This is a genomic window from Salegentibacter lacus (assembly GCF_020164555.1).
Lineage (GTDB): Bacteria > Bacteroidota > Bacteroidia > Flavobacteriales > Flavobacteriaceae > Salegentibacter > Salegentibacter lacus.
In genome coordinates, this window is sequence record NZ_JAIQZB010000001.1 from 281253 (window position 1) to 294731 (window position 13479).

Genomic DNA, 13479 nt, shown 5'->3' on the forward strand with positions numbered 1-13479 from the left:
TAAAAATTATTGGAAGGGAAAGATAACAGAAACCTGTAAAGCAGCAAATATTAAATGATCTGAAATAATTAATAGATTGCAAATTGATCTCCAAAGTTAAAAGTTAGTCCAAAACGCAAGGTTCCTTCCAAAGGACTTGGTACCGGCGAAGTAGAAAATAAATAGGAAATATCTATGTTTACCTGCTCATATTTAAAACCTGCTCCAAAAGAAGCAAATCTCCTGGAACCTTTAGTAAGGCTTTCGCTAAAATAACCAGCGCGAAATGCAAAGGCTTCGCGATACATATATTCGGCTCCCAGCGCCCAGGTTACTTCTCGAAGTTCTTCTCCAAAACCACCCGGAGCATCACCCCAGGAAGTAAAAATTCCTTCTATTGCTCCTATATCATTATATTCGGCATCGTCTTCTGCATCAATTTCACCATCATTATTAAAATCTCTTGGTGTAGGAACTAAAAGTTTATTGAATTCAACATAAGCCCCTAAACGATTTTCTATATCAAAAATAAAATCGAAACCGGTTCCTACTTTAAAGTTTGTTGGAATAAAATTTTCCTGCCCTGCATCTTCATATTTCATCTTAGGACCAATATTTGAAATATTCGCTCCCGCTTTCCAAACTCCGTTAAAGTTTGAAAAAACCATTTGATTACTCTGATAGTATGCAGCCACATCTACCCCAAAACTATTAGCCGCTCCCAAATCTTCTTCGTCCTGCAACCCAAGATCTGAGTGTAAGTAACGCCCTGCAACTGCCATAGAAAGATTATCACTTAAACGTAAAGAATAAGAAACATCAAAGGTGAGTTCGTTGGGATTCACTACTAATGGAGCTTGTTCAAAACTGGCTCTTCGCTCTATACTCCCAAGGCTAAAATATCTTAAACTGGAAGCAACAGCACTCCTGCCATTAATTCTATGGTAATAACTAATATTTCCGAGAAAGATATCACTTACAATATCACTCAGGTAAGGAGTGTAAGACACACCTATCCCGTGCTCACTGGCTGCAAAAGCATATTTCGCGGGATTCCATTGTTGTGAAAAAACATCGGCCGATGTGGCTACTCCCTGGTCTCCCATTCCGGCCGCTCGTGCATCTGCTGCAACAAGTAAGAAAGGAACTGCGGTAGTTATAACTCTATCCCTCTCTTCCTGGGCGGTCATTTTAAATTGAGAACTTAAAATTAACCCGAGCAATAAGATTGTAATTTTTTTCATCATATTAATTAATGATTAACAAATATATACTAATAATCTTGTTAAGAAAAGACCTTAAGTTTAAATAATTAAAGACAGATCTAAAATCATCTTGCTTCCTAAAAGTTTTAAATGTAATTAGAGTAGGTCTATTACAACTTCAAAAAGGCTAAAATATTGCATGTTTCTTATTTTAGCTACTTTTTTAAGTGCGGCAACCTTCAATTAAATAAAAAACATTTAATTTTGCTGCTTTCCTGTGTACCAAGAGTAAGCATTAGCAGTACATAGGAAACAACAAAGAGCTTTGTCTATCCTAAGCCCCAAGACCATCAGGGTTTTAAAGAAAATCAAAGCCTTTTAGACAACATAAAATAAACTTGTACTTTTAGCGTTAATTACTATATTGCAAAGCCTAATATTTCTACCAAAAGAGATGATGAATATGAGAATCAATATTGCTTCCAGAACCTTTTTAACCCTCGTTCTTAGCGTTGGTTTACTAAGCTGTAATAATTCCCGGGACTATGAAGATAATTCCAGAGCAACTGGATGGGACATTAATTCAGATGAAGGTGGATTTCAATACAACACAGATTATAAGGAACAGGAAGCCGGCCCCGGATTAGTTTTCGTTGAAGGGGGAACCTTTACTATGGGACAGGTGCAAGACGATGTAATGCACGACTGGAACAACACTCCTACCCAACAACATGTACAGTCCTTTTATATGGACGAGACAGAGGTTACCAATATGATGTATATGGAATACCTGGATTGGTTGAAAAATGTTTTCCCTCCTACCCAGGAAAATTTTCGGAATATTTATAATGGCGCCATACCAGATACCCTTGTTTGGAGAAACAGACTTGGCTTTAACGAAACCATGGTAAACAACTATTTACGCCACCCTGCTTATGGAAATTATCCTGTAGTTGGTGTGAGCTGGATACAAGCCGTAGAATTTAGTAAATGGAGAACCGATAGGGTAAACGAATTATTATTAGAGGAAGGAGGCTACACTAAAGAAGGAGCTCGCTATACAGATGTTGAAGCGGGAACCACTTTTAATACTGAAACTTATTTAAATGCCCCTAGCCAGGCATACGGTGGAAATACTGAAATCAGCCAGGGAGGAGATGAATCTCAGGATATGATAGATAATCAAAATACTGATGCAGAAGGAAATGCCCTTGGCGGACAAACTTATGTTCAGCGTAAAGATGGAATTTTACTACCTGAGTATCGTTTACCAACTGAAGTTGAATGGGAATATGCCGCATCTGCTTTAGTAGGAATCAGAGATTACAATGTTTACAGAGGAAGAAAAAAATATCCGTGGGATGGGCAATATACGCGTTCCGGTGATGTAAAAAGACAGGGCGATCAATTAGCTAACTTTAAGCAAGGTGCCGGAGATTATGGTGGAATTGCAGGTTGGAGTGATGATGGGGCCGATATTACTGCTGAAGTAAAATCTTATGAGCCTAACGATTTTGGTCTTTACGATATGGCTGGAAACGTAGCTGAATGGGTAGCCGATGTTTACCGCCCAATAGTTGATGATGAGTTTAACGATTTCAACTATTACAGAGGAAATGTTTATACTAAACACGCTATTAACGAAGATGGTTCTGTAAAAGTAGTTGGTATAGATGAAATTGAATTTGACACTCTCGCTACCGGAAGACTGGTTGCCAGATCTTACCCGGGAGATATTGCACAAATACCGGTAACCGAAGAAGATACCTATATGCGTACAAACTATACCAATAGTGATCAACGTAATTTCAGGGATGGTGATAAAAGCTCAAGCCGATATTATCAATCATTTCAAGAGGCAGAAGATGATTCTCAACGCATGTATAATTCCCCAACTTATAATGTAGCAAGCACTACAGATACTACTGGAACACAAAGACGTGGATATGACACGGCAGATAGAACCACCCTTATTAGTGACGAAGTTAGAGTTTACAAAGGAGGTTCATGGAGAGATCGCGCATACTGGTTAGACCCGGCACAACGCAGATATTTCCCACAAGATATGGCAACCGACTATATTGGATTTAGAAATGCAATGTCTAGAGTTGGTTCAAAATCTTTAGATGACAATAAAAAAGCACGAAATTAGAAATTCTTATCTTCTAAAAATTATGATAAAAGCCCTATTTGTTTAGGGCTTTTTTTATAGCTTTAATTTTGACCTCGGAATAACTTAAAAATAGCTTAGAAAACGCGTATATGAAAACAGCTTTAATTCATCAAAGATTCCTGGTAAGCACAGGAATTTCTACCGATACCCGAAATATTGAACCCGGAAGCGTTTTCTTCGCTTTAAAAGGAGCAAACTTTAATGGTAACGAATTTGCAGCCAAGGCTATTGCAAAAGGAGCTATTTGTGCCATAGTAGATAACAAAGAGGCTGCCCTGAATGATAAAGAATATATTGTAGTAAAAAACACCCTGGAGGCTCTTCAAAAACTGGCTAAATTTCACAGAAAATTCTTAGGAATCCCGGTTATTGGTATTACAGGAAGCAATGGTAAAACCACCACCAAAGAACTTATTTACAACGTGCTTTCTAAAAAATATACTGTAACTGCAACTCAGGGCAACCTCAATAACCATATTGGTGTACCGCTTAGTTTATTGGCAATGGATGATGAAACCGAAATTGGATTGATTGAAATGGGAGCCAACCATCCCGGTGAGATTGAATTTCTTTCTAATATTGCTATGCCAGATTATGGCCTTATCACCAACTTCGGAAAAGCCCACCTGGAAGGGTTTGGAAGTTTAGATGGTGTTATACAGGCAAAAACCGAATTATACCGATATTTAAAAGATAACAAAAAGCTCATTTTTCTGAATCTGGATGATGAAGTTCAAAGACTTGAAATTAATTATAAGCATAATTTCACCTTCGGAAGCAATAGAAAAGCCCAGGTAAAAGTCACCTATCCTGAAACTACTGATTCAGCTGAGTTGATTTTTAACGATACGAAATTTAAAAGTCAATTGAGTGGGGCTTACAATGCTAAAAATATGGCTGCTGCACTCTGTATAGGGTTATATTTCAAAGTTCCTTTTAACGAAATAAAAGAAGCTATAGAAAGCTACATTCCTTCCAACAACCGTTCTCAATTAATGGAACGAGGTTCAAATAAAATTTATTTGGATGCTTATAATGCAAATCCTACCAGTATGATGGCCGCATTACAACACTTTAATAACGCTAAAACCGGCAATACCAAAATTGTGGTTTTAGGAGATATGGGAGAACTTGGTGCTGCTTCAGAAACCGAGCACCAGGTAGTCGTGAACTTCCTTGAAAATGCTAATATTTCTGAAATTTACCTTGTAGGAAAACAGTTCAAGAAAACCACGACCAATAAGCCAAATATTATAAAGTTTGAAAATACTGAAAACATTAAAAAGCATTTACAACTGGCTGAATTAAAAAACTGCAGCATACTAATAAAAGGCTCCAGAGCTATGGCTTTAGAAGAAATTCTTGAAGTTTTTGAACCTAAAGCTTAATCTCTTTTACATTGATGAATCCGTAAGCACTAATTTCCAGAAGAATTAATAATAAGGTATCCCCGGGGATTATTTCAGCTACTTTTAGTGTATTCACATTTCCTGAAAGAAAGACTCCCGGGGCGGCTTCCATTTCGCTTCCCAATTTTTGATTTGCTTTCCCCAGCTGTTCATTTATATGCGGCTTAAGATCCAGTTTCATTTTATTTTTAATCTTTTTATAGATTAACGTATTAGCAAGAGTTTCAAGGGAATTATCCATAAGCCAACTTTTACTCTGGCCTTCCAGTTCATACTCCTCCACATCTATCACTTGCTCCACCTCATCGAAGCCAAGTTTTATATGAACCAATAAGGTAACTTCTTTATTTTTAAAAAGAGTTGTGAGGGTCTTCAACTTTAAATCGAGGGTAAGATCAAAATTTTGCATCTGACTTTTACCAAGATTTGCCCTAAGCACTTGAGCATAATTTTTTACGGTGCCTTTAGAATCTTCTAATCCTATTTGCTCTCCTACTAGTTTTTTTTGAAGCACTTCTTCCAAAACCCGGTAACTGATTTTAACCGGTAAATTCAATTTAATATTATCGTCGTCTAAAAGATTATCCATAAGTAAATATTCAGTTTGGTTAGTATAGCATTTGCCTAAATACAACTTAAGTTTTTTCTACTGAAATATTCTGAAAACGCAGTTAAATAAATTTAATCTTATTGAAGATTGATCATTTTATAAAACCATAAAAAAAAGAAGCTACCTTAAAGGATCGATCTCAATAAAGGATTGAAGCTCTTAATATTTTACTTCAAAACCCTTTTCAAAGCAAAGTCTGGGATGATCCACCCAACTACTCGAGAAATCCTTTAACCACCTATTTTTTAGGTAAAAATAAATTTTAGTCCAATTCAGAAGCTACCCTAAAATTAAAATTACCGTTCCTGATTAGCTTTATAGAATTATTTGACTGATTATGAGCTTCAAATTCAAAATTCCCCTTAACATAATCCCCACTATCTTCAAGAATTTCAATAAAAGGAAACGTAGTTTGTAAAAGTTTGCTTTCGGTGGCTGCATACCAGTCTCCCAGTGGGTCTGTCATTCCGTATCTCATCCAGCTTCTATTAAAAACATTATTTCCGAAAATATAATTTCTGGCGCCCACATAATCAGTAATATAAAATTCCATAAATTCTCCAGTAGTGGTCTCTACATTTACCAGAAGATCTATTCCCCCATAATCGTTCAAATATTTCTGGCAAGAAATTAATCCCTTCGAACGATCTACCATAAAATCTTCCCCGTCAATCTGGGCGCTTAAGAACTCTTCTTCCTGCAACTGATCTACGGAATCGTCATCACTACACCCTCCTAAAAGGGAAATTAGCACTACACAGGGGGCTACGATGGTTTTAAAAAAACTTTTCATAACAAAAACATTTAATGGTTTCAATATCAATTAGTTAAAATTACGAAACCATACCTTATTCAGGCTGGGTATTTCCACCCTAATTTGCTGATAAACAAAACTTTAACTTATAAAATAAGAAACATATAGGTTTACTACTCAAGGTGGTCCATAGGTTATTAGAAATATTTATAATTTATTTCAAAAAAAATAACCTGTCAATCATATGGAAGGCAAAGGAATACAACTATCCTTACGGAAAACCGTAAAATTGAAAGTAACAAAAGCTCTAAATTTGATACACATAAGTACAAATAGATCTGTATTCGTACTTATTTAATTTGGCAATTAAACAATGTCGGTTGCAAAAGCGTAAACTGAGTAGGGTCTGTTTGAGCTTTATGTAGCCGGCATTTTTATTTAAGCCTTCTCGTTTTTCTCTTTTCCAAAGTAATGTTTTAGAATCCACCCTCCCAGAAAAGTTGTAATTAGCGAAAAACTACCATACAGAATGGCCACGAGACTAATATTGTTATCCTTTAATAACTGATTGGCAACAAATAAAGCCAGCACACTATTTTGCAATCCCATTTCCACAGCAATAGTATAAGCAGACCTATGCAGTAGCTTCATGCGCCTGGCAGCATAATAGCCAGCAATTATTGTAGTAAAATTAAAAATAATTAGGGGTATAAAAAGATTTAAGTGTTTTAAATATTCTACTTCTTTTTGATTTTCATCAAAAAAAATAACCACAATAAAAGCAAGCAACATGATGCCCGGTAAAATATATCGTAAAGATGTATGCAATCTATCACCAAACTTATGTCCGAATAATTCGTTTAATAAAATTCCGCTCATCACGGGTAGAACCACAGTTAATAAAACATCTCCAGTTGTTTGTCTAAAATTCAGTTCTACTGCTGCCCCATTAAATCCAAAAACAGCAAAACTAAACTGAATAACCAGTGGAATACTAAATAAAATAATTAAACTATTAAAGGCCGTAAGCGAGACCGAAAGCGCAACCCTTCCCTTAAGCATTTTGGTAACAAGATTTGAAGCAGTGCCACCGGGACAGCCGGCAAGCAGCATAATTCCAATTTTGTATACCGGGTCTATAGGCCAGAAAAAGATCAATAAAAAAGCGATTAGAGGCAATAAAAATAATTGAGATGCCAGGCCAGTAATTATTGCTCGTGGATGAGCAAAGACCATTCTAAAATTTTTTAAATTTAGTTCCAATCCTATCCCAAACATTATTAGAGCGATAGATAGAGGCATAAAAACATTGGCAAATTCCTGCATATTCTTTCAAAAAAATATTCAATTTAATGTTTTCGCAAATAAGGCCAAAAAAATAAAATTCAATGTCAATTCAATAGGTTTTAATAAACTTCCTCCGTTAAAATTCTGAGATTTCTAATTGAATAGAATTAAATTAAAGTGAAAGAATTTCTATAAATTAATGAACGTAATTTTTACATTTATTATATTTGAATTCTATAAAAAGTAATTGTATTTGAAACCAACGGAAAATTATACCAACATCCCTGAAGATTTTAAAAATTTCAAAGCTGAAGTGAAGGTAGCCTCACCGGGAAGGATCAATCTCATTGGCGAGCATACCGATTATAACCAGGGTTTTGTAATGCCCTCGGCCATTGACAAGAAAATTCATTTTAAATTTAGGAAAAACGATAGTGATAATTCAGCCCGAATTTATAGCGAAACCTTTGAAATTTATGTAGAATTTGATCTAAATAAGATTTCGAAAAGCAATAATTCCTGGGAGAATTATTTACTGGGGGTCATAGACGAAATTCAGAAATCCGGTAAGACCCTTACTGGTTTTGATTGTATTATAAATAGTGAATTGCCTATTGGAGCAGGGATTAGTTCTTCGGCAGCGCTAGAATGTGGTTTTGCAGGTGGTTTAAATTCGTTATTCAGTTTAAACCTTTCTCAAATGGACATCGTAAAACTTTCGCAGCGGGCAGAAAATAACTTCGTGGGTAATAACTGCGGAATTATGGACCAGTTTGCTTCCGTAATGAGCAGAAAAGAACATTTTATAAAGTTGGATTGCGAGTCGCTGGAAGCAGAATTTATTCCGGCTGAAATTCAGAATTGTAAATTATTACTTTTAAACACGAATGTTTCCCATAACCTGGCCGATAGCGAATACAATACCCGAAGACAGGAATGCGAAAATGCGGTAGCCATTATTCAGCAAAAATATACAGAAGTAAAATCCTTAAGGCAGGTGACTTTTGAGATGTTGGAAGAATTCAAAGAAAAAATTGGAGCTACAGGTTTAAAACGCTGCCGATATGTGTTAGAAGAAAATAACCGCGTACAGGAAAGCGAAAAAGCCTTAAGAAGCGGCGATCTAAAAGCCTTAGGAAAATTAATGTACGCTTCACACCGCGGTTTGCAACATCAATATGAAGTAAGCTGCAATGAACTGGATTTTCTGGTAGATTTTTCTGAAGACGAAAGTTTTATTTACGGTTCCCGAATGATGGGCGGTGGTTTTGGCGGTTGTACCATCAATTTAATTGAAACCAATAAAATTGATGATTATGTTGAGAAAGTAAAAAAAGCCTATCAGGAAAAATTTAATATAATCCCAACGGCAATAACAGTAGTTCCCGACGAAGGAACTCAAATTACTAAAGTTTAAAAGAGGAACATATGAACACGGAATTGAACAAGCACCCACATAGAAGATACAATATTTTAACCGGCGAATGGATTTTGGTTTCACCTCACCGCACCAAACGTCCGTGGCAGGGAAAAACCGAAAAGAACAACCAGGAAAAACGGGAAACCTACGATCCTTCCTGCTATTTATGTCCCGGAAACTCAAGAATGGGTGGAGAAACCAATCCCGATTACAAAGGTGTTCACTCTTTTGAAAACGACTTCCCTTCCCTCCTTCCCGATGGGACTACTGAAGATTTTGTAAACGGACTTCTAAAAGCCGAAAGTGAAACGGGTATTTGCAAAGTAGTGTGCTTTTCACCAGATCATTCCCTGACCCTCCCTTTAATGGAAGTGGAAGATATTACTAAAGTTGTGGGTCTTTGGAAAAAGGAATATGACGAACTGGGCAGCAAAGAAAATATAAATTACGTTCAAATCTTCGAAAATAAAGGTGCGATGATGGGTTGCAGTAATCCGCATCCTCACGGACAAATATGGTCGCAGAAATCAATTCCTACAGAAGTTTTAAAAAAATCCAGGCATTTTAAAGATCACTGGGAGAAAAATAAGAGCAGTTTGTTAAGCGATTATTTAAAACAGGAACTGGAACTTAACGAGCGCATTTTAGCTAAAAACGAACATTTTGTAGCCCTAATTCCTTACTGGGCAGTTTGGCCTTACGAAGCGATGATTGTGCCCAGAAAACACTATCAGCATATTGGGCAGTTAAATGCTGAAGAAGAAAAAGCTTTTGCTGAAATTATTAAAAAGCTTACCATAAAATACGATAACCTTTTTGAAACCTCCTTCCCGTATTCTTCAGGAATTCACCAGGCTCCAACTAACGGCAAAGAATATCCGGAGTGGCATTTTCATATGAGTTTTTATCCGCCGCTATTGAGATCGGCCACGGTAAAGAAATTTATGGTAGGTTACGAAATGTTTGCCGGCCCACAGCGAGACATTACCGCCGAGCAGGCAGCCGATAATTTAAAAGAACTACCTGAAATTCATCATTTAAAGCAATAGGAAACTATAGTTTGGAACTATACAGATAAAGGGCTTCGCAGAAATGTGGAGCCTTTCTTTCTCAGAGAATTATTTTTTACTTTTCAAAGAAATAGCTTTAAAATCCAATACTCCTGTGAATAAACATTTTATAATTAAAATCTGTTATTTATAAGTCTACATTAGGAGCAAAAATGAGAAAGCCTTAAGTCTTAAAGTTCCTGATAAGGCTGAAAAAATTTTATCGCCATAGTGATTTAAAAACCAACTCAAATTATCAAGCGAATTTTATCCATAAATAGGCTGATGACGTACTTGACAGGGTTATTAATTTTGATTGATATTTAAGCTCAAGTTGACTTCCCATCGGAAATTTCGGTCTAATTTTTTACTTAATTTTTATTAAAGAAGGATTATAAGATCTGAAAGAATTTCCAAAAAATGATTACTATCCTCAGGACTAGAGTTTCTCATAGAGTCACATCTAAAATTCCAATGGCCTTACGGAAACCCGTAACTATATCCCATTTAAGTCTGGTAAATTAGCTGCAACTAAATTCATTTTCCGCCCATAACGCGTAGCTAAGTTTATAGACAATGAACGATTCCCTCGATATAACAAATCTCACCTACAAGGTCTTTCTAGAAGTTCACAACCTTAATTTACCAAAAGAAATGAAATTTGAAGATGTAAAATCTAAAATTGAAAAGATTTCCGCCAATATAATTCAGTCAGAAGAAAGACACCTAAACGACATCGAACTGCAGGAAAGCATTATGAGAGAATTAATTTTCGATTACTGTATTAGCAAAAATTATGAACTTGATGGATTTCCTTTTAAGCAATTAGAAAAAATCAAAAATAAAGAGCCCGGTTATGATAAAGATTACTTTACCCGGGAAAAGACCGAATATTTTCTGAACAGGTTATCCTTAAAAAACAAAGATATTTTAAACTTGCGCTCAGTTTCTTTACAAAAATATTATCCAGATTGCACCGCTGAAGAATTTAAGGAAAAAATTAAACTATATATCAATCTGGCTGAAGCAGAGAATTTCAGTTTTGATCTAACTGAGAAAGAAATCGAAGAGGCAAACAGAGAGTAACAGGTTTTTTACTTTTTTCCCACAATTACCGAATAGCTCTTTCAAAGCTTTAAGAAAATATTTAGATTTACAGGTACATAGAATTTCCATTGTCCCTACACACTACACACTGGATCAGGATCTCGTTTATCATTTTAGAGAATTTTTAATTATTCACTCTTATGACTATAAATAACTCCTTTCATACCGCTAACCTTTTGGTTTCCAATTGGAATTCTACCTTAAATATGCAACTGAAGGCAAAGAAGATCTAAATGATCCTTCAGATTATCCATTAGGTGACGGCAATGAATTTAATAAGCATAGCGGCTATTTTTAGCTTCTTTTTTTATTTATTTTCGCTTTATGAACATACGCCCCCTGCTTCATATTTCTAGCATCTTATATTTTTTATTTCTTTGCTCCTGCACCAATGAAAAGAAATCTTCTGAACCTTATGACCAAGCCAGGACAGATTCTTCATTTACATATTTTGAAAAGGGAAAAAATTCCAAAGAAATCAGGGAAAAAATCTGTAATTTCAATAAGGCTTTTCAAAGTATCGCGGATAAAAACGACACCCTCTACCCTCTCCTTTTAGACTATAAAATATATTACCATAAGCGCTTAAAGGAATATGATAGCGCGCTTATTTTTGCAGATAGTCTTGAGCGATTGGCAACTTTTAAAAATGAAACAGAGTGGCTCGCTCTTGCTCTTTACCGAAAAGCAGTTATTAACCGTTATTTAGATGATCAGGAAAAAGTTTTCCTATATGCTTTTGAAGCACGTAAACGCTATCTTCAATTAGGGGATAGTACAAAAGCGGCTCGTAGAAGCCTGGAAATGGCAATAGCCCAAAGCAGGATGCAGGATTATACTGGAAGCCAGGAATCAGCTACTGAAGCTTTACGCCATCTTAATAAGCATAAAGATCTTCAGTATTTAAGCAGTGCGCATAATATTATAGCTATTGCATATCGAAATCAGGGCTTTTATAAAGATGCCCTTAAGGAATATAAAAATGCACTTCGTTACGCTTCTAATTTAGATGATAGTTTAACCTATAAAAACAACATTGGATTAGTATATCGAGACTTGAAAAATTACGAGGAAGCAGTTTCAATTTTTGATGAAACCTATTCCAAGGTTTCTGCGAATGATTACAGTTCTAGAGCAAGATATTTAAACAATCTGGAATTTTCGAAATGGCTAACAGATAACGATAAAGAGGTTTCCTCAGGATTACTAAAAGCTCTTCAATGGAGAAAATCTTCAAATGATCATACTGGAATTATATCAAGCTATGAGAATTTAGCGAAGTATTACGAAAAGACTAATAAAAATTTAGCTCTTGAATATTCTGAAAAATGGTTGAATGCCGGTAAGGAAAATAACAATCTCCAGGCTCAAATAGATGCATTAAAACAACTTCTCGTAATTACTCCTGGCGACAAGGATTATATTTCAGACTATATTCAGCTTAGCGATAGTTTAAAAAAGATAAACTTACGGGTCAAAAATACCTTTGCCAAAATAAAATTTGATGAAGAACGCAAGCAACAGCAGATTTCCAGTTTAGAGGCTTCGGCAGCACTACAGGCCTTAGAAAACCAGAAGATTAGAACCCGGAATTACATCTTGATATTTATCGCAATTCTTGCAATTACATTAGCAATTTTCATCGTTTATTATCTAAGAGAAAAACACAAAAAAGAGAAGATTCTCGAGACCCATAAGACAGAAACCAGGATCTCCAAAAAGATCCATGATGAGCTGGCCAATGATGTTTATAATGTGATGAGTAGCCTGGAAGCAATCGCACCTGCAGCAACGATGGACAGAATTGAACATATTTATAACCGCACCCGAAATATTTCCAGGGAAAACAATGAAATTAATATCGGGCAGGGATACCTCGATCAGCTAGTGTCCTCGCTATCTTCTAATTGTCCCAGAGATGCCAGACTTATTTTAAGCGGGGAAAAAACCATTACCTGGAATGATCTAAATACCGAAAAGAAACTTGTTATTTATAGGGTGTTGCAGGAGATCATGATCAATATGAATAAACACAGCAAAGCAAGTTTGGTGGCAATTATTTTTTCTTCTGGAAAGAATCTATTAAAAATTCAATATTCCGATAACGGGATTGGTGTTAAAAAAGAAAGCCTAACATCGGGAAATGGGGTTCAAAATATGGAAAACCGTATTTTTTCTATAAATGGAAAACTTAAATTTGAGATCGAACAGGATAAAGGTTTGAAGATATTGATCCAGATCCCATTATAGTTTTTCAACGCACATTCACCACTTTATCCTCCACTTCGCAAAAGCTTTGTTTCAGCCAAAGAGGTTCATTACAAATTGTCTTGGACACGAGCCAATAAGCTATGAACATAAATTAGTGAATGAGATAATATAAAAAAGCTTTTAGGCTCAAGTCCGCTGAGTAGAAATTAAATTCAAGAGGTTTCTAAAATTCTAAGCATAAGCGACTAATTTTCTATTTGGTAAGCTTCTACAAA

Annotated in this window: 10 protein-coding genes; 6 read left to right on the top strand and 4 right to left on the bottom strand. The window is 35.7% G+C overall.

What is annotated here, in order from left to right; all coding sequences use genetic code 11:
• Positions 1–68: 68 nt before the first annotated feature.
• On the bottom strand, positions 69–1223 hold the full coding sequence (gene porV, locus LB465_RS01370; RefSeq protein ID WP_224466198.1) for a type IX secretion system outer membrane channel protein PorV: 1155 nt from the start codon (positions 1221–1223) through the stop codon (positions 69–71).
• 418 nt (positions 1224–1641) lie between these two features.
• Between porV and gldJ the strand changes: the two genes are divergently transcribed.
• Positions 1642–3336: a gliding motility lipoprotein GldJ gene (gldJ, locus tag LB465_RS01375; RefSeq protein ID WP_449619096.1), complete on the top strand. Its 1695-nt coding sequence runs from the start codon at positions 1642–1644 to the stop codon at positions 3334–3336.
• A 110-nt stretch (positions 3337–3446) separates the two neighbouring features.
• Complete coding sequence (locus LB465_RS01380; RefSeq protein ID WP_224466132.1) at positions 3447–4745, top strand: UDP-N-acetylmuramoyl-tripeptide--D-alanyl-D-alanine ligase; 1299 nt, start codon at positions 3447–3449, stop codon at positions 4743–4745.
• Here the strand turns inward: LB465_RS01380 and LB465_RS01385 are convergent.
• From LB465_RS01385 to LB465_RS01395, 3 genes are all read right to left on the bottom strand, one after another.
• On the bottom strand, positions 4735–5355 hold the full coding sequence (locus LB465_RS01385; protein ID WP_224466134.1) for a DUF4403 family protein: 621 nt from the start codon (positions 5353–5355) through the stop codon (positions 4735–4737). The genes LB465_RS01380 and LB465_RS01385 overlap by 11 nt on opposite strands.
• 283 nt (positions 5356–5638) lie before the next feature.
• On the bottom strand, positions 5639–6169 hold the full coding sequence (locus LB465_RS01390) for a hypothetical protein (RefSeq protein ID WP_224466136.1): 531 nt from the start codon (positions 6167–6169) through the stop codon (positions 5639–5641).
• A gap of 399 nt (positions 6170–6568) precedes the next feature.
• A complete protein-coding gene (locus LB465_RS01395) occupies positions 6569–7456 on the bottom strand; it encodes a bile acid:sodium symporter family protein (protein ID WP_224466139.1) in 888 nt (295 codons plus the stop codon).
• 214 nt (positions 7457–7670) lie between these two features.
• Here LB465_RS01395 and galK point away from each other — a divergent pair, with 214 nt between their 5' ends.
• From galK to LB465_RS01415, 4 genes are all read left to right on the top strand, one after another.
• A complete protein-coding gene (galK, locus tag LB465_RS01400; RefSeq protein WP_224466140.1) occupies positions 7671–8834 on the top strand; it encodes a galactokinase in 1164 nt (387 codons plus the stop codon).
• An 11-nt stretch (positions 8835–8845) separates the two neighbouring features.
• On the top strand, positions 8846–9886 hold the full coding sequence (locus tag LB465_RS01405) for a UDP-glucose--hexose-1-phosphate uridylyltransferase (RefSeq protein ID WP_224466142.1): 1041 nt from the start codon (positions 8846–8848) through the stop codon (positions 9884–9886).
• A 576-nt stretch (positions 9887–10462) separates the two neighbouring features.
• Entirely contained in the window at positions 10463–10972 is a 510-nt protein-coding gene (locus LB465_RS01410) for a hypothetical protein (protein WP_224466144.1), read from the top strand.
• A gap of 345 nt (positions 10973–11317) precedes the next feature.
• Entirely contained in the window at positions 11318–13243 is a 1926-nt protein-coding gene (locus tag LB465_RS01415; protein WP_224466146.1) for a tetratricopeptide repeat-containing sensor histidine kinase, read from the top strand.
• Positions 13244–13479: the final 236 nt, after the last annotated feature.

Excerpts from the sequence above, each read along its gene's own strand:
- porV (WP_224466198.1), bottom strand. The coding sequence starts at position 1,223 with ATGAAAAAAATTACAATCTTATTGCTCGGGTTAATTTTAAGTTCTCAA.
- gldJ (WP_449619096.1), top strand. The coding sequence starts at position 1,642 with ATGAATATGAGAATCAATATTGCTTCCAGAACCTTTTTAACCCTCGTT.
- LB465_RS01380 (WP_224466132.1), top strand. The coding sequence starts at position 3,447 with ATGAAAACAGCTTTAATTCATCAAAGATTCCTGGTAAGCACAGGAATT.
- LB465_RS01385 (WP_224466134.1), bottom strand. The coding sequence starts at position 5,355 with ATGGATAATCTTTTAGACGACGATAATATTAAATTGAATTTACCGGTT.
- LB465_RS01390 (WP_224466136.1), bottom strand. The coding sequence starts at position 6,169 with ATGAAAAGTTTTTTTAAAACCATCGTAGCCCCCTGTGTAGTGCTAATT.
- LB465_RS01395 (WP_224466139.1), bottom strand. The coding sequence starts at position 7,456 with ATGCAGGAATTTGCCAATGTTTTTATGCCTCTATCTATCGCTCTAATA.
- LB465_RS01405 (WP_224466142.1), top strand. The coding sequence starts at position 8,846 with ATGAACACGGAATTGAACAAGCACCCACATAGAAGATACAATATTTTA.
- LB465_RS01410 (WP_224466144.1), top strand. The coding sequence starts at position 10,463 with ATGAACGATTCCCTCGATATAACAAATCTCACCTACAAGGTCTTTCTA.
- LB465_RS01415 (WP_224466146.1), top strand. The coding sequence starts at position 11,318 with ATGAACATACGCCCCCTGCTTCATATTTCTAGCATCTTATATTTTTTA.